The organism is Agrobacterium bohemicum, assembly GCF_002896715.1.
GTDB classification, from domain to species: Bacteria; Pseudomonadota; Alphaproteobacteria; order Rhizobiales; family Rhizobiaceae; genus Agrobacterium; species Agrobacterium bohemicum.
On sequence record NZ_PGEL01000027.1, the window covers coordinates 35,140 to 51,461 of the forward strand.

Annotated in this window: 14 protein-coding genes; 6 read left to right on the forward strand and 8 right to left on the reverse strand. The window is 56.4% G+C overall.

What is annotated here, in order from left to right; all coding sequences use genetic code 11:
• Nucleotides 1–54 precede the first annotated feature (54 nt).
• Nucleotides 55–1,242: a cystathionine beta-lyase gene (locus CUC55_RS15605; protein ID WP_067642636.1), complete on the reverse strand. Its 1,188-nt coding sequence runs from the start codon at nt 1,240–1,242 to the stop codon at nt 55–57.
• A gap of 444 nt (nt 1,243–1,686) precedes the next feature.
• Here CUC55_RS15605 and CUC55_RS15610 point away from each other — a divergent pair, with 444 nt between their 5' ends.
• From CUC55_RS15610 to CUC55_RS15625, 4 genes are all read left to right on the forward strand, one after another.
• Entirely contained in the window at nt 1,687–2,709 is a 1,023-nt protein-coding gene (locus tag CUC55_RS15610) for an amino acid ABC transporter substrate-binding protein (protein ID WP_103088458.1), read from the forward strand.
• Between the two features lie 99 nt (nt 2,710–2,808).
• On the forward strand, nt 2,809–4,005 hold the full coding sequence (locus CUC55_RS15615; RefSeq protein WP_067642642.1) for an amino acid ABC transporter permease: 1,197 nt from the start codon (nt 2,809–2,811) through the stop codon (nt 4,003–4,005).
• A 3-nt stretch (nt 4,006–4,008) separates the two neighbouring features.
• Complete coding sequence (locus CUC55_RS15620) at nt 4,009–5,166, forward strand: amino acid ABC transporter permease (RefSeq protein WP_103088459.1); 1,158 nt, start codon at nt 4,009–4,011, stop codon at nt 5,164–5,166.
• 10 nt (nt 5,167–5,176) lie between these two features.
• A complete protein-coding gene (locus CUC55_RS15625; protein WP_103088460.1) occupies nt 5,177–5,950 on the forward strand; it encodes an amino acid ABC transporter ATP-binding protein in 774 nt (257 codons plus the stop codon).
• A gap of 227 nt (nt 5,951–6,177) precedes the next feature.
• Here the strand turns inward: CUC55_RS15625 and CUC55_RS15630 are convergent, their stop codons facing one another.
• The 7 genes from CUC55_RS15630 to fnrN all read right to left on the reverse strand — a co-directional run bounded on the left by CUC55_RS15630 (nt 6,178) and on the right by fnrN (nt 14,305).
• Nucleotides 6,178–8,007 (reverse strand): pilus assembly protein TadG-related protein, encoded by a 1,830-nt coding sequence (locus tag CUC55_RS15630; protein ID WP_425352857.1) that lies wholly within the window; start codon nt 8,005–8,007, stop codon nt 6,178–6,180.
• Nucleotides 7,910–8,332, reverse strand: coding sequence for a TadE family protein (locus CUC55_RS15635; protein ID WP_103088462.1), 423 nt, complete (start codon nt 8,330–8,332; stop codon nt 7,910–7,912). Before CUC55_RS15635 ends, CUC55_RS15630 begins: the two co-directional genes overlap by 98 nt.
• A gap of 148 nt (nt 8,333–8,480) precedes the next feature.
• Nucleotides 8,481–9,320 (reverse strand): RadC family protein, encoded by an 840-nt coding sequence (gene radC, locus CUC55_RS15640; RefSeq protein ID WP_067642658.1) that lies wholly within the window; start codon nt 9,318–9,320, stop codon nt 8,481–8,483.
• A 17-nt stretch (nt 9,321–9,337) separates the two neighbouring features.
• Complete coding sequence (map, locus tag CUC55_RS15645) at nt 9,338–10,168, reverse strand: type I methionyl aminopeptidase (RefSeq protein WP_067642661.1); 831 nt, start codon at nt 10,166–10,168, stop codon at nt 9,338–9,340.
• A gap of 31 nt (nt 10,169–10,199) precedes the next feature.
• Complete coding sequence (gene sfsA, locus CUC55_RS15650) at nt 10,200–10,919, reverse strand: DNA/RNA nuclease SfsA (RefSeq protein ID WP_067642665.1); 720 nt, start codon at nt 10,917–10,919, stop codon at nt 10,200–10,202.
• 26 nt (nt 10,920–10,945) lie between these two features.
• Nucleotides 10,946–12,793 carry a PHA/PHB synthase family protein gene (locus CUC55_RS15655; protein WP_103088463.1) on the reverse strand — a complete coding sequence of 616 codons (1,848 nt, stop codon included), beginning with the start codon at nt 12,791–12,793 and terminating at the stop codon, nt 10,946–10,948.
• Between the two features lie 786 nt (nt 12,794–13,579).
• Entirely contained in the window at nt 13,580–14,305 is a 726-nt protein-coding gene (fnrN, locus tag CUC55_RS15665) for a transcriptional regulator FnrN (RefSeq protein ID WP_103088464.1), read from the reverse strand.
• 195 nt (nt 14,306–14,500) lie between these two features.
• On the opposite strand from fnrN, the gene hemN reads away from it, so the two are divergent.
• Together hemN and CUC55_RS15675 are read left to right on the forward strand one after the other, a co-directional pair.
• Complete coding sequence (gene hemN, locus CUC55_RS15670; RefSeq protein ID WP_103088465.1) at nt 14,501–15,847, forward strand: oxygen-independent coproporphyrinogen III oxidase; 1,347 nt, start codon at nt 14,501–14,503, stop codon at nt 15,845–15,847.
• Between the two features lie 102 nt (nt 15,848–15,949).
• The gene (locus tag CUC55_RS15675; RefSeq protein ID WP_103088466.1) at nt 15,950–16,234 is read left to right on the forward strand and encodes an acyl carrier protein; all 285 of its coding nucleotides are present in this window, start codon (nt 15,950–15,952) and stop codon (nt 16,232–16,234) included.
• Nucleotides 16,235–16,322 lie beyond the last annotated feature (88 nt).

The following is a 16,322-nucleotide window of genomic DNA, read 5'->3' on the forward strand; positions in this document are numbered from 1 at the left end:
TTCGTTAGATCCTCGGGTCAAGCCCGGGGATGACGGAGTATGTTTTGTTCGTCTTTACGCTGCGCCTGCCGCCGCAAACCCAGCTTCCAGATCGCGTTTGAGATCGGCCACGTCTTCAAGGCCGATTTGCAAGCGGATGAGCGGGCCTTCGGTGGGGCCTTCGGCGATCGTGCGGTCACGTAGCGACACGGGAACAGCCAACGATTCGTAGCCGCCCCACGAAAAGCCGAGGCCGAAGATCGACAGGGCGTCGAGGAAGGCATGCGACCTTTCCGTGAAGCGGTTTTCTTCTGCTTTCAAGACAAAGGAGAAAACGCCGCTGGAGCCTTTGAAATCCCGCTTCCAGATATCGTGACCTGGAAAGCTGGGTAGAGCAGGGTGCAGAACCTGCGCGACATCGTCATGGCCTTCCAGCCACTGCGCGATGTCAAGCGCGCTTTTGCGATGGTGCTCCAGCCGCACACCCATGGTGCGCATGCCGCGCAACACCTGATAGGCATCGTCTGACGTCACGCACAGGCCGATATCGCGGTTGGCTTCATCGAGTTTCTTCCAGTGCTTTTCATTGGCAGAAACGAAGCCCATCAGCACGTCCGAATGGCCTGCGGGATATTTCGTCGCTGCGTGAATGGAGACATCGACGCCATGGTCCAGCGGCTTGAAATAGAGCGGGGTGGACCATGTATTATCCATGGTGACGACGCAGTCATGCTCGTGGGCGATGGACGACACCAGCGCCACATCCTGCATGTCGAAGGTGTTGGAACCGGGAGCTTCCAGATGAAGAAGGCGCGTGTTGGGACGCATGAGCGCTTCGATGCCAGCGCCGATGGCCGGGTCGTAATATTCGACCTCGATGCCGTATTGTTTCAGCATTCTGTTGCAGAACCGGCGGGTTGGAAAATAAACCGAATCGACGATCAGTGCGTGGTCGCCTGCTGATAGATAGGCAAGAAACGGCACGGTCACGGCGGCAAGACCCGATGGCAGAAGAATGGTGCCAGCCGAGCCTTCCAGCGTATTGATCATGTCGCGGAGTGCATCGGTCGTCGGCGTGCCGTGGGTGCCGTAGGTGTATTTCTGATCCTCCGAAACCAGCGTCTGCGCATCTGGGAACAGGACGGTCGAACCGCGGGCAATGGGTGGATTGACGAAGCCGTGATAGGCAGCCGGATCGTTGCCGAGATGGGCCAGCCGCGTGTTGATGCCGGCGGCGTTGAGGATGCCGTCTTTGGATTTCATGCTGAAATGTCTCTCACTGATCGATGGATGGAAAATGGTCCTGAAAGCCTGTCGCGGTCAAGACTTCGTTATCGCAACCTTTGTCGGCGGTGAAACGCCTTGGATTCGTGCATGATGTCGCATTGCATCATCGAAAAAACAACGCGCTGGACGTTTTAACACCCGGTTGAGTTGCTTGCGCACGCAAATTCAGTCTACCTGCCTGACAGCCTGAGCAGTTTTTAATCNTTTTTCGCGTATTTATTAGACAATTGCCCATAAAAAGGACGTTTTTTGAAAAATTCCGTTTTTTGGACACAATTCTTGAGGGCGAGACTTGACCGTGACCGCAATTGCGATTGTGATAGATGAGCGCACCGGGAGGTGAAGCGGGGACCTGCTCGTATACGACAAGATATACGGCTTTCTTCTGATGACGAATAAGAAACAAAGGTTGGGNAAAAAATGAAAAAGGCAATTCTGTCGGCCGCCATTGGCGCAGCAATTCTCGGAGCTGCATCGGCTGCATCTGCCGCCACGCTCGCTGACGTGAAGTCCAAGGGTTTTGTAACCTGCGGTGTAAGCTCTGGTATTCCAGGCTTCTCGAACCCGGACGACAAGGGTGAATGGTCTGGTATCGACGTTGACTATTGCCGCGCTATCGCGTCCGCCGTTTTCGGTGATGCAACGAAGGCAAAGTTCGTTCCGCTCACATCCAAGGACCGTTTTCCTGCGCTTCAGTCCGGTGAAGTCGATGTTCTCACACGTAACACCACATGGACAGTCAGCCGCGACTCGTCGCTCGGCTTCAACTTCCGCACCGTAAACTACTATGACGGCCAGGGCTTCGTCGTGAAGAAGGCTCTCAACGTCAAGTCGGCTCTGGAGCTTTCGGGCGCTGCCGTCTGCGTTCAGCAGGGTACGACCACCGAACTCAACCTTGCTGACTATTTCAAGACCAACAACCTTCAGTACAACCCTGTTGTGTTCGAAAAGGAATCCGACGCGACTTCCGCTTACGATAGCNGCCGTTGCGACGTTTACACCACCGACCAGTCCGGCCTCTATGCCATCCGTTTGAAGATGAAGGTTCCTGACGAAAATATCGTTCTGCCTGAAATCATCTCCAAGGAGCCGCTTGGACCTGCCGTTCGTCAGGGCGACGACCAGTGGTTCGACGTTGTAAGCTGGGCGCACTATGCCATGATCAATGCCGAAGAACTCGGTATTACGTCGAAGAACGTTGATGAGCAGAAGTCTGCTGCAAACCCTGACATCAAGCGTCTTCTCGGCAGCGAAGAAGGCACGAAGATCGGCACCGACCTCGGCCTGACCAACGAATGGGCTTACAACATCATCAAGAACGTCGGTAACTACGGCGAAGTCTTTGATCGTAACGTTGGCGCTGGTTCTCCGCTGAAGATCGAGCGCGGCATTAACGCATTGTGGAACAAGGGCGGCCTTCAGTACGCTCCTCCAGTTCGCTAATAGCCGTTGACGACAGCNTTTGCGGGAGGCAGGGCCAACGCTCTGCCTCCCGGAATTATAAATAAGCTCGCAAAGAGCATTTAGAGGGAAAGGGTGCCGATGGCAGGCAACGCGCTCCAATCGCAACCGTCGAGCGCAAAAAGCGCGACGTCCATTATCAATGATCCGCAAATGCGGGCAATTTTTTATCAAGTCATTACAGTCGTTCTTCTCGTGCTGTTTGTCTGGATGATCGCATCCAACACAGTTCAAAATCTTCAGCGGTCCAACATCTCTTCCGGCTTCGGCTTTCTCAATGGCAGAGCAGGCTTCGATATCGGTCAGTCACTGATTGCCTACAGCAACGACAGCACCTTCGGTCGGGCATTGGTTGTCGGTATTCTGAACACGCTTCAGGTGGCGTTTCTTGGCATCATCACGGCGTCCATCATCGGCTTCATCGTCGGCATCGCGCGACTGTCCAACAATTGGCTCGTCTCCAAGCTGGCTCAGGCCTATGTCGAAATCTTCCGTAACATCCCGCCACTGCTGGTTATTTTCTTCTGGTACAAGGGCGTCATCACCATTCTGCCGCAGGCGCGCGATTCGCTTCAGCTGCCACTCGGCACCGTTCTCAACAACCGTGGCTTCTTCTATCCGAAGCAGGTGTGGGGCGAAGGGTCGTGGCTCATTCCGGTGGCGTTCCTCGTCGGCATCGTCATCACCTATTTCGTTTACCGCTGGGCTAAAGCCCGTCAGATGAAAACGGGTCAACCGTTCCGGACCGGCCTCGTCGGCACCGCCATCATCATCGGCCTGCCGCTATTAGCGTTCCTCGTGCTTGGCTCTCCGCTGACCTTCGACTATCCGGTTGCCGGACGCTTCAACCTCAGCGGCGGATCGGTCATCGCGCCCGAGTTCCTGTCGCTCTATCTGTCGCTGTCCTTTTACACCGCATCCTTCATCGCCGAAATCGTTCGCGGTGGTATCAAGGCCGTTGCGAAGGGGCAGACGGAAGCCGCAAGCGCACTCGGTCTGCGTGGCAACAACATCACGCGTCTCATCGTCGTGCCGCAGGCCATGCGCATCATCATCCCGCCGCTGACGAGCCAGTATCTCAACCTCACCAAGAACTCCTCGCTGGCGGTCGCCGTCGGCTTCTCGGATCTTGTGGCGGTCGGCGGTACCATCCTCAACCAGACAGGGCAGGCCGTCGAGGTCGTCGCCATCTGGCTTGTGGTCTACCTTTCATTGTCGCTGACAACCGCGCTGGTCATGAACTGGTTCAACGCGAAAATGGCGCTGGTGGAGAGATAAACAATGACAACCAATCAAATCTCCTATGTTCGCGCCAATCTGGTTCAGCCGGAGCCCGCTCCTTCCAGCCAGGTGGGTCTGACCCACTGGCTGAGAACCAAGCTGTTTGCCACGCCGAAAGACATCGTCTTTACCGTGCTGGCAATCGCATTCCTGGCCTACATCATCCCGCCGCTCGTGCAGTGGCTGTTCATCCATGCGACATGGACGGGCACGGACCGGACGGCCTGCCTGACCGTGGAGCAGGGGGGCGCATTGCCGAACGGACAGTCCGGCGCATGTTGGGCCTTCGTCAATGCGAAGTTCGCGCAGTTCATGTTCGGCCGCTATCCGTCATCGGAATACTGGCGTCCGCTTCTGGTTCTGGCAGCCTTCACCGCGCTGCTCATCCCGATGCTGATTCCGAAGGCTCCGTTCAAGGGTCTGAACGCGCTTCTGCTGTTCATCGTCCTGCCTGTGGTGGCTTTCTTCCTGCTGCTTGGCGGCAATTTCGGTCTGTCACATGTCGAAACGCCACTGTGGGGCGGATTGATGGTGACGCTGATCCTGTCGTTTTGCGGCATCGTCGTCTCCTTGCCGTTCGGCATTCTGCTGGCGCTAGGCCGTCGCTCGAACATGCCTGTCATCAAGATGCTGTGCACGACCTTCATCGAGGTTATCAGAGGCATTCCTCTGATCACCATNCTGTTCTTCGCCAGCATCATGTTGCCGTTGTTCCTGCCTGACGGCTGGACCTTCGACAAGTTCCTGCGCGCGCTCGTCGGCGTCGCCCTGTTTGCCTCTGCCTATATGGCAGAAGTCATTCGCGGCGGGCTGCAGGCCATTCCGAAGGGGCAATATGAGGGCGCAGATTCGCTTGGTCTCAACTACTGGCAGAAGACACGTCTGATCGTTCTGCCGCAGGCGCTGAAGCTCGTCATTCCCGGTATCGTCAACACCTTCATCGGCCTGTTCAAGGATACCTCGCTGGTTTATATCATTGGCATGTTCGATCTCCTCGGTATCGTCAATCTCAACCAGTCGGATGCGAACTGGTCGACACCCGTCACACCTATGACCGGTTACATCTTCGCCGGTTTCATATTCTGGATATTCTGCTTCGGCATGTCGCGTTATTCGCTGTTCATGGAACGGCATCTCGACACCGGACATAAGAAATAAGGGGAAAACAATGGCAGAAACCCAAGTCAAAAAGCTGGATGTCTCCGCGACCGACGTTGCGATTGAAATCACCGGCATGAACAAGTGGTACGGCGATTTTCACGTGCTGCGTGACATCAACCTCAAGGTCATGAAGGGCGAGCGCATCGTCGTTGCCGGTCCTTCGGGATCGGGCAAGTCGACAATGATCCGCTGCATCAACCGTCTGGAAGAGCACCAGTCGGGCAGCATTCAGGTCGATGGCATCGAATTGACCAACGACCTGAAGNAAATCGATGAAGTGCGCCGCGAAGTTGGCATGGTGTTCCAGCACTTCAACCTCTTCCCGCATCTGACGATTCTGGNAAACTGCACGCTGGCTCCGATCTGGGTTCGCAAGACACCCAAGAAGGAAGCTGAAGAGATCGCGATGCACTATCTGAAGCGCGTCAAGATTCCCGAGCAGGCTCACAAATATCCGGGCCAGCTTTCTGGTGGCCAGCAGCAGCGCGTGGCGATTGCCCGCTCGCTGTGCATGAAGCCGAAGATCATGCTGTTCGATGAGCCGACTTCGGCGCTCGACCCTGAAATGGTCAAGGAAGTTCTCGATACGATGGTGGGCCTTGCCGAAGACGGCATGACCATGATCTGCGTAACCCACGAAATGGGCTTTGCGCGCCAGGTCGCCAACCGCGTGATCTTCATGGACCAGGGCCAGATCGTTGAGCAGAATTCTCCAGCCGAGTTCTTCGACAATCCGCAGCACGAGCGTACCAAGCTGTTCCTCAGCCAGATTCTGCATTAATTTGCAGTCATCTGTATGCGGATGCGTACGCATTTGACAGGATTTGACGTTTTAATAGAAAACCCGCTGAGGACATCAGCGGGTTTTTCGTTTCTGGATGGTTTGCATAGACTGTCTTTTTAGACTGTCATCNAATCTGAGATATGCGGATCATCGCTGATGACGGCGTTCGAACGACACAACAAAGCCGCCAGAGCGATCAGGCGGCTTTGTTGTATATGCGCTTGTTACTGCACCAGGGCAGGGTGGGCGCAGCGTGCGTCGGTGACCCTGACGTCGGCCTCGCCGATCTTGATGCCGAGCAACATCAGCGTGTTATAGAGCAGTCCATCGATGGGAACAGTTGCGACCGAGAGCGTTTCGGCCAGCGCCGCCTGAACCAGTGTCGGTGAACCGATGGTGAGGCCGAGGATATTGATATCGACCTGGAGTTGCCCGAGCAGAGATTTGATCAGCGATGTCGTCACGTCCTTGGTCGAGACGTTCTTGACCGTACCCTGAGTGATATCCGACGGTACGAATGTCAGGGTCGATTTCTTGATATTGGCGCTGTCGATGTGGGACATGGCGCTGATTTTCAGCAGCAGGGAGTCGACGATCGCGGCCTTGGTGACACGCNGGTCGCGACCGAAATTGTTGAAACCACTGGTGTCCACGTTACCCAGCGATATCTCGGCAATGCCGGGCACGACATCGACATCGACGGTTCCGGTTCCACCGGCCGTGCATCTGATATCCGCGAGTTTGGCCTCGGCATTGGCCACCTCGACGTAGAGGGGAACGCGGACCGACAGACCGAGTAGCGCTTTCAATCCATCGACTTTGGTCTCGATCATGAGGCGTGTCTGCGCGGTCCTGACGATGGTTCCNGGTGCACCGACAGCGAGCGAAGGCGTTCCTACAGGAGGCTCGCCGATGGCAAGCGTGATGGTGGTGGAGGCTAGGCCGGGGACGGCTAGGCCCGCATTCACCGAAACCTGTCTGCCGGAGTTGGCGACGGTGGCGGCTGAAGTGATGAGTTCGAACACACCGGCGGTCAGGCTGAGATTTTCAGTGGCGCCGATGGGTTTGTCGAGGACAGGTTCGAGTGCGAGAATTTCTTCCAGACGCAGCTTGAGGGTGGTTTTGGCGAGCGTTTTTTCGAGGTTTTTCAGCGCTGCCGTAACCGTAGGTTTGGTGCCGGTGGCTTCGGTCAGTGCGGAAATGAACTTGCCGTAGGTGATTTCGGTTTTCAACACGTCGCGATAGGTGCCAGCAGTCAGGTTGAGGTCCGTGGCGAGTGCATCGATAATCTGCAAGGCGTTTACGTCGGCTGCGACCAGCGCCTGGTAATCAGACAGGTTTAGGGTGACGGTGGTGCCGAGTAGGCCACCCAGCAAACTGTTCAGAAGGCCGCCATTGAGGCTAGCTAAACGAGATCCCACGGAGAAGGCGGCGATGCGTTGTCCGGCTGCCGTGCCGACTGCGGAAATGGTGGGTGCTGTCGTGAAGCTTCCGGCGAAATAGATGTGGCCTTTTTCGAAGATGTTGACCTTCACTGCGTTGGTCGGGGTGGCGTTTGCAACGAAACGCTCGCCAATCGCCACGGTTGCGTCTGGAACATAACGCCCCTTGACGACCTCGGCATATCCATCACGGCTGGAAAAGGCAGTGTTGGGATCAAAAGGGGTCGTGCCTGTTTCGGTCAAGATGCCGGAGGCTGTTTTGACGCCGAGGTTCTTGTTGTTGAGCCGAAAATACTCAAAAACGGCGCGTTCCGTATCCGTCGCCGAGGCGGCGGAGATGGCCGCGAGATCCGCTGTCTGCTGCAACTGTCGCTTCTGCAATGTCAGCGAGCCATAATCGACGCCGAGTGCCAGAACGCCCATCATCAGCGGCGCGGTGATGCCAGCCATGATGGCAACATTGCCTGCGCGGTCACGGTGAAGGCGGTTGAAAACCGAAGTGATTTTGCGCATGTCAGATACCCCCGATCCGGATTGTCGAAAAGCGACGAATGGTCTTGTCTGGAAGCGCGAAGCTGTAGAGACTCCAGATCGGCAGTTCGGTTGCGTCATATTCCACAGTGACGGTGAACTGGTTGATGTTGAGTGGGTCGCTGCCGACGCTGACATTCACGCGANTCTTGTCCAGAAAGGCGTAATTGAGCGCGCTTTTATCAACGAAATTCTTTGCAAGTGTTTCTCGCTCGGNTTTGTTGATACCTGCAACTGCGGTGCGTGCAGCATCGGCTGCGACCTGCTGCACGGCGTAAGCCGCGGTCAGGTAAATGCCGTAGGCGATCATGGTCNAAAGAACGAGGATGAAAATCGGTGCGACGATGGCAAACTCAACAGCGGCTGAGCCTGAACGATTGCGGACTATACCTGCCATATTCATCATGGCGNCCCCTGATCCGAAACTTATTATTTTCGGAAACTCTAATTTAGAGATATTGATTTTTTATTAAGGGGGGAATTTATGGTTGTGCCGTTTTTGGATTCGGCATTTAACGCGCGTATTTATTGTAAAAATACACGGCTTTAATACGTCAGATCAGTCTCAAACCCTTGAAGCTGACATGTCCATCCTTGCCGATGATGATGTGATCATGCACTGCGATGCCGAGTGGCTTGGCGGTATCGATGATCGTCTTGGTCATGTCGATGTCAGCGCGGGAAGGGGTTGGGTCGCCGCTGGGGTGGTTGTGGACGAGGATGATGGCCGTGGAAGACAGTTCCAGCGCGCGGCGTATCACCTCACGCGGGTAGACAGGCGTATGATCAACGGTGCCTTGCCCCTGAACCTCATCGGCAATCAGCACATTGCGCTTGTCGAGAAACAGGATGCGGAACTGTTCGCGGGCTTCATGGGCCATGACAGCGTGGCAATAATCGATGACCGATGACCAGGAGCCGAGCACCTGCTTGTTGCGGATTTCGCTTTTCAGCATGCGCTGGGATACGGATGCAATGAGTTTGAGGTCCAGCGCGACGGCTTCGCCGACGCCTTTGACCTCCTGAAGCAGACCGACAGGAGCGCCCAGCACGCCGCCCAACGTGCCGAACCGGGCGATCAGCGCCTTGGCAATCGGCTTGGTGTCGCGGCGCGGAATGAGCCGGAACATCAAAAGCTCCAGCAATTCATAGTCGGCCAGAGCAGCATCGCCATTGTCGCGATATTTGGCGCGCAGACGCTCACGGTGACCGTGGTAATGCGCTGCATCACCATCCGGTGACGGCGTCGGCTGTGCCTTCAGTTTTTTCGAGGCCTGCATCGGCTCGGCAAAGAAGCCACGCTCGTCCATGGTTTCCGCCATGCCGTCCATCTTGTCGTCAGCACCGTCCTTCGTGCTGAACATCGTCGTTTGGTCGGCAGGGCGTTTGGCCATCGGGCGTCGTCTCTCGATTAGAGCGGTGGCAGGCCGGGGCGGTGGAGGCCACCGGGTGATAGGGTGAAGACTTCGCACCCTGTTGCCGTCACGCCCACGGCGTGTTCGTACTGAGCCGACAGCGAGCGGTCACGCGTCACGGCTGTCCAGCCATCCGAGAGAACCTTCACATTCGCCTTGCCGAGATTGATCATCGGCTCGATGGTGAAGATCATGCCTTCGCGGATTTCCGGGCCGTCCGAAACCTTGCCATAGTGAAGAATGTTCGGCGTATCGTGAAACAGCCGACCGACGCCGTGGCCGCAGAAATCCGTGACGACAGAGCAGCGCTCCGCTTCTGCGTAGGCTTGAATGGCAGCACCAATGGCACCCGTGCGGGCACCGGGCCTGACGGCGGCAATGCCGCGCATCAGGCATTCATAGGTCACTTCAAGCAGGCGCTCTGAGGCGCGCTTGATCTGACCCACGGGATACATGCGGCTGGAATCACCGTACCAGCCGTCCAGCAGATAGGTGACGTCGATGTTGACGATATCACCTTCGCGCAACGGCTTGTCATCGGGAATGCCGTGGCAGACAACGTGGTTGATGGAGGTGCAGACGGACTTGGTATAGCCACGATAATTGAGAGTGGCGGGCAGGGCGTTGTTGTCCATGCCGAACTCGAAGACGAAGCGGTCTATCGTATTGGTCGTGACGCCCGGCTTGACGATGTCTGCGAGCTCATCCAGGCACCGCGCCGTCAACTGGCTGGCCTTGCGCATGCCTTCGAAGTCCTGCGCATTATAGAGGCGAATGACGCCGGTATTTCTCGTGGGTGCCGTTGCCGCGTCGACGTAAGTAACCATAGTATCGCTTTCTGTCCTTTTACGCTTTCGTTCATAAAGCAGCAGGGTGCCAGTCGTCTATTGCAACCATCTCGTTTGCGACGATTTCCCGGGAAGAGACAGTGCATTTTATCGCATATGCCTCCACTCCACGCGTCATGGCGCGTTGAAACGCGGCAAAATAGACCGGATCGAGATCGGCGCAGATGCGAAAGCGGTCACAATCGTCCCGCTGAATGAGGTAAAGCATCACGGCGCGGTACCCGGATTGGGCCGCATCGCCCAGTTCTTCGAGATGTTTGGTACCGCGTTTGGTGGCGGTATCGGGAAATTCCGCAAGACCCTTTTGCCGCATGAAGTGGACGTTCTTGACCTCGACATAGGCATTGGGCCTGCCGGGGGCCGAGAGCAGAAAATCGATGCGGGAATTAATCCCGTATTTCTGCTCACGCGTGATAGTCGTGTAGCCGACTAAGGATGGAATGCGGCCAGCGCGTATCGCTTCTTCCGCCAGCTTGTTCGGCATGCCTGTATTGATGCCGACGACGGTTCCATCCGCCTCTACCAGTTCCAGCATGTGGCGATATTTGCGGGTAGGGGTGTCGTGCTGCGAAAGCCAGATGCGGGAACCCGGCGTGGTCAATCCTCGCATGGAGCCGGTGTTGGGGCAGGAGCCGGTGATTTCAGTGCCGTCTTCCAGCGTGCCATCGAACAGGAAACGCTTGTAGCGGGATATCAGCGTGGCGGGGATGAGGGGCGAATCAAACTGCATGGCGCAGTGTCCTGTTCGCTGTGATGTTATTCAAGCACGTAGGTTCCGGGCGCATCGCAAAGCGGAGTGAGCGCGCCATCACCGGGGATGCGGGCCGCGACCTTGCGCTTGTCGATGCCCTTGATCCANTTTTGCCAGTGCGGCCACCAGGAACCCTTGTGGTCCGTCGCCGCCTTTTGCCATTCCTCGAAGTCACCTTCCGGTGACGCGCCCGTCCAGTACTGGTATTTCTCCATGTCTGGCGGGTTGACGACGCCAGCGATATGGCCGGAAGCGCTGAGCACGAATTCCACCGGGCCGCCGAAACAGGACGCGCCGGTGAAAACCGATTTTGCAGGGGCGATGTGGTCTTCACGGGCAGCGAGGTCGTAGACCGGGATTTGAATGTCCTTCAGGTTCAGCACTTTTCCCGCAACCTTCATGCGACCCTCTGACAGATTGTTCTCCAGATAACAATTGCGCAGATAAAACGAGTGGTTGGCGGCAGCGACCCGTGTCGAATCGGAGTTCCAGTAGAGCAGGTCGAAGGGCGGCGGTTGGGCGCCGCGCAGATAATTATCCACCACGTAAGGCCAGATAAGATCGGATGCGCGCAGCATGTTGAAGACGCTGGCCATGACCGCGCCATCCAGATACCCGACCGCCTTCATATGCCTGTCCAGCGCATCTAGCTGCTGTGCGTCTATGAAGACTTTCAACTCGCCCGCATGGGTGAAATCCGTCTGTGCGGCAAGAAGCGTGGCGGAACGAATGCGGCGGTTTTTTTCCTGCGCGTGCAATGCGAGCGTGGAGGCCAGCAAGGTCCCGCCGATGCAATAACCGATGGCGTTTACATTGGCTTCGCCAGTTGCCTGTTCGATGGCGTCGAGTGCGAAATCGATTCCCTCTCGCGTATAATTTTCCCAGCTTGTGTCGGCATGGCGCGTATCAGGGTTGATCCACGAGATCATGAAGACGCTGTGGCCCTGATCGACACACCANTTGACGAAGGATTTACGGGCATTGAGATCGAGAATGTAAAATCTGTTGATCCAGGGCGGGATGATCNAAAGCGGTCGCTTCAGCACCTTTTCCGTTGAGGGGGCATATTGAATGATCTCGCACAGATCGCTGCGGGCAATGACCTTGCCGGGGGTGACTGCAATATTCTGGCCGATCACGAATGAGCTGTAATCGGTTTGTCGCAGTTTGATATTGCCGTTGCCCGCCGCCATGTCCTCGGCCAGCTGCGCCATGCCTTTCACCAGATTGGCACCGCTGGTGGCGACCGTCTCGCGAAAGACCTGCGGGTTGGTGAAGGCGAAATTCGCGGGCGAAATGGCCTCTGTAACCTGGCGCATATAGAACCGGGCTTTCTGGCGCGTCTTTTCGTCCAGCCCGTCCGCTTCCGTGACCATGCGGTCGGCCCAGCCGGCGGTGGCGAAATAGACCTTTTGCAGAAAATCGAAGAACGGGTTCTCCTGCCAGTCGGCATCGGCAAAGCGCTTGTCCTTGCGCCCTGTGTCGGGTTGTTCCGCTGTCTTTTCAGCCTCGCTGGAATATTGTGCCATCGATTTCTGCCAGATGTCGAAATAGCTGGACAGAAGATGGGTCTGGGCCTCCACGGAGCGTTTCGGCTCCGCCATCCAGTATTCCGCGACATCGGACAAGGTCTGGAACAGGTCGCTCATGGGGCTTGCGCTATTGTGCGGGACTTCGCCTCGTTCCCGTGGGGCGATCCATTCTGACGCAGCCTTGCCGAGGTTTTCCAGCGCCTTCGCAACATTCATGGCAAAGGCTTGCGGATCACGCAGAATGTAGGCGTCGGTTGATTTGGGATCGAAACCATCAGGCTTTTCCTCCTCGTCTTTCACTCCGCCTTGCCTGCCTGCCATCCATTATTCTCCAGCGCATTTTTGGTTTGCACATCCTGCATGAAAACGAATACAAGTTCCAGCAGGGCGAACGCCGCAGATGTGGCGTATGATATTTGATAATACCTTATGGACGGGACATTGAAATGGGCGAGCATATGCAAAGCGTAAGAGCTGCAACTGTCGTGGCGGTTTGCGGCATGCTTTTACCGCTGCTTGCCGCATGCAAGTCTCTCGAGCCGATTGTCGCGCCAGCTTACATGCAGCGCCCGAAAGCACAGGTCGTTGGCCCGCAGCCGGTCGATGATTCTCCGATCTCGCNAAAGCGTGACACGGGGACGTACCCTACCTTCGCCAAACCCATGACGGCTGCCTTGCCGCAGATGGAGAAGGACGAGGCCGGGACCATGGAAGAGAGCATGACGCGACTTGGCAATGCCCGGCGCAGGGGCCAGATTTCCGAAACCGAATACAAGCGCAAGGTCGCCGAGATGCGCGCCCTTTACGATCAGCAGAAGCCCGTCGCGACACCTGCGGCTTCGCAGTAATCTTTCTGGTTAACATAGTGTGAGCTACAGGACTGCGTTTTTACGCATTCCCGAAATCGGTCGATTACCGCGTTCCTTAAGCCCGTATAGGCAGTTTCAGCGCTATAGTCTCAGCCAAGCGACGCCGAAGACGTCGCAGGCCANNGGGCGTAAAATGAAGTGTCTCTTTATCTGTTTGATCGTTGCAGCATCGCTTTTCCAACCCGTGCAGGCCAAGGCACCATCGGTGCTTGGCAACTATACCAGCCACACGCGCTGATCAGTCGTTTCCCGCAGCGTCGTTCAGCGCACGCAGATCACCCACGGTGATGTGGCGGTTGTTTTCGATCTGAATGATGCCGTCCTTGCGCAGCTTGGTCATCTGGCGGCTGACGGTTTCGATGGTCAGGCCTAGGAAATCGGCGATATCGGCGCGCGAGAGCGGCAGATCGAAACAGGACTTGTCATCGNTTTCAGGGTCGATATGCGTGGCGATGAGGTAGAGGAAGCTGGCGACCTTTTCCTGAGCGGACTTGCGCCCAAGCGTCAGCATCCAGTCCCTTGCCTCGTCCAGCTCTTTCAGTGACTGGCTGTGCAGCTTGCGNTCCATGCCGGGCAGATCTCCCGCCATGCGGTCCACGATGCGGCGCGGGAAAAGACAGATTTCCACATCGGTCGCGGCTTCAGCCGTCATGCTGCTTTCCGACACGAAGGGGCGACCGAGAAAGTCCGGCGCAAATTGCAGACCGACGATTTGCTGGCGTCCATCCGACATCATCTTCGACAGTTTGACCACGCCTTTGAGGATGTTGGCATAATACGGCACCTGCTCGCCCTGACCGAGAATTTCGTGGCCGGAGCCGAGTTTCCTGCGGGTCGAGTGACGGCTGAGCTCTGCAAGCTGGTCTGGCTGCAGGACGCCGCAAATGCCGCCATGCCGGGCCTCGCAGGCGCGACAGACCACAGGAATATCCGAATTGTGGATGTTTCGCTGCAACGTATCCATGATGTCTGTCCGATCGCNAAATCAGGGCGAACGCTCACCATGTCGATATGTATGGGCAGCCCCGATAAGCCGTAATCCCCCACGGCNTTTGATATCAAATGTTTACGNCCCGATTTGATCAAAGTCAAAGTTGCAAACTGTCGCAGCCTGTATCTCCTAGTCGCAGAATTGATACATGCTAAGAGGGAATAGGTTGTGACCGAGCATCTCATCCGCAAATACGCCGCCGCCGTGCCGCGTTACACCAGCTATCCGACCGCGCCGCATTTTCACGGGGGTATCGATTCGGATGTTTATCTGTCGTGGCTGCNAAAGCTGGGAGCGGAGAACAGGCTTTCGCTCTACCTGCACATTCCCTATTGCGACCGGCTGTGCTGGTTTTGCGCCTGCCACACCAAGCACACTCTGAAATACGAGCCTGTTAAGGCTTACCTGCACTCCCTGCACCTTGAGATCGAAGAGGTCGGCAGGCATGTCTCCGGGAATGCCCGGGTTACGGCAGTGCATTTTGGCGGCGGTTCCCCGACCATGCTCAAGCCAGAGGATATGATTGCTTTGATGGCTAGGCTGCGGTCCGTCTTCTCGTTTTCGTCTGTGGAGATCAGTGTCGAGATGGACCCGAACGATCTTGACGATGGACGCTATGATGCCCTTGCTGCCATCGGTATGACGCGAGCAAGCCTCGGCGTGCAGGATTTTGACCCGAAAGTGCAGGCGTCGATCAATCGCATCCAGAGTTTCGAGCAGACGAAATCGGTCGTGGACGCTGTCCGGGCGAGGGGCGTGCACTCGGTCAACTGCGATATTCTCTACGGCCTGCCGCACCAGACACTGGAGACGTTGCGCAATACCGTGCAACAGATCATCTCGCTCGACCCCGACAGGATCGCACTGTTCGGTTACGCCCACGTGCCGTGGATGAAGAAACACCAGACACTCATCCCTGAACGTGATTTGCCCGATATTTCAGCGCGCTACCGGCAGATGACCATGGCAGCCGAGATGCTTGCAGCAGCCGGATATGAAGCAATCGGCATCGACCANTTTGCCAAGCCTGCCGATACGCTGTCACGTGCGCTGAAAGACGGGACGTTGAGGCGGAATTTCCAGGGTTATACCGATGACACCGCCGATGCGCTGATCGGGCTTGGTGCATCGGCAATCGGAAAATTGCCGCAGGGCTACGTGCAGAACATGCCTGCGACGGGTGAATATCAGAAAATGGCCGAGGGTCGCGGGCTTTGCGTCACTCGCGGTTTGGAACTCACGGACGAGGACCGCGTGCGGGGTTTCATAATCGAGCGGATCATGTGCGATTTCGTGCTTGATATGGCCGAAGTCGACAGTCTTTTCGGCAGCAAGGCAAAAGGCGCTGTTGCGCAGGCGCGTCAGTTTGCGAGTGATGATCGTGATGGTCTCGTCACTCTCAGAGGCGGGCGATTTTCATTGACGGAGCGTGGAAAACCCTTGGCAAGAAGCATTGCTGCGACCTTCGATACGTATCTCTCGACCGGGCGGGGCAGACATTCGGTTGCTGTTTAGGCAACACTTTGCGCTGAAAATTCCCTGATACTTCACGAAACCATTGGCTTTTTTGCCCAAGTTGCCTATGTGGTGCGTTATACACAGGACACACGAAGGATTATGGGCGTGACAGCTACATTCGACAAGGTTGCAGACATTATCGCTGATACTAGCGAAATCGACCGCGAAACCATTACGCCGGAAAGCCACACGATTGACGATCTGGGCATCGACAGCCTCGACTTCCTCGACATCGTTTTCGCGATCGACAAGGAATTCGGTATCAAGATTCCGCTGGAACAGTGGACCCAGGAAGTCAACGAAGGCAAGGTTTCTACCGAGGAATATTTCGTTCTGAAGAACCTTTGCGCCAAGATTGACGAACTTAAGGCCGCCAAGGGCTGATTTCGATGGCCCGCTCACACGCGGACCGATCAGCTTATGAGGTGCACCAAACCCTCCGTCATGCTCGGGCTTGTCCCGGGCATCTGCA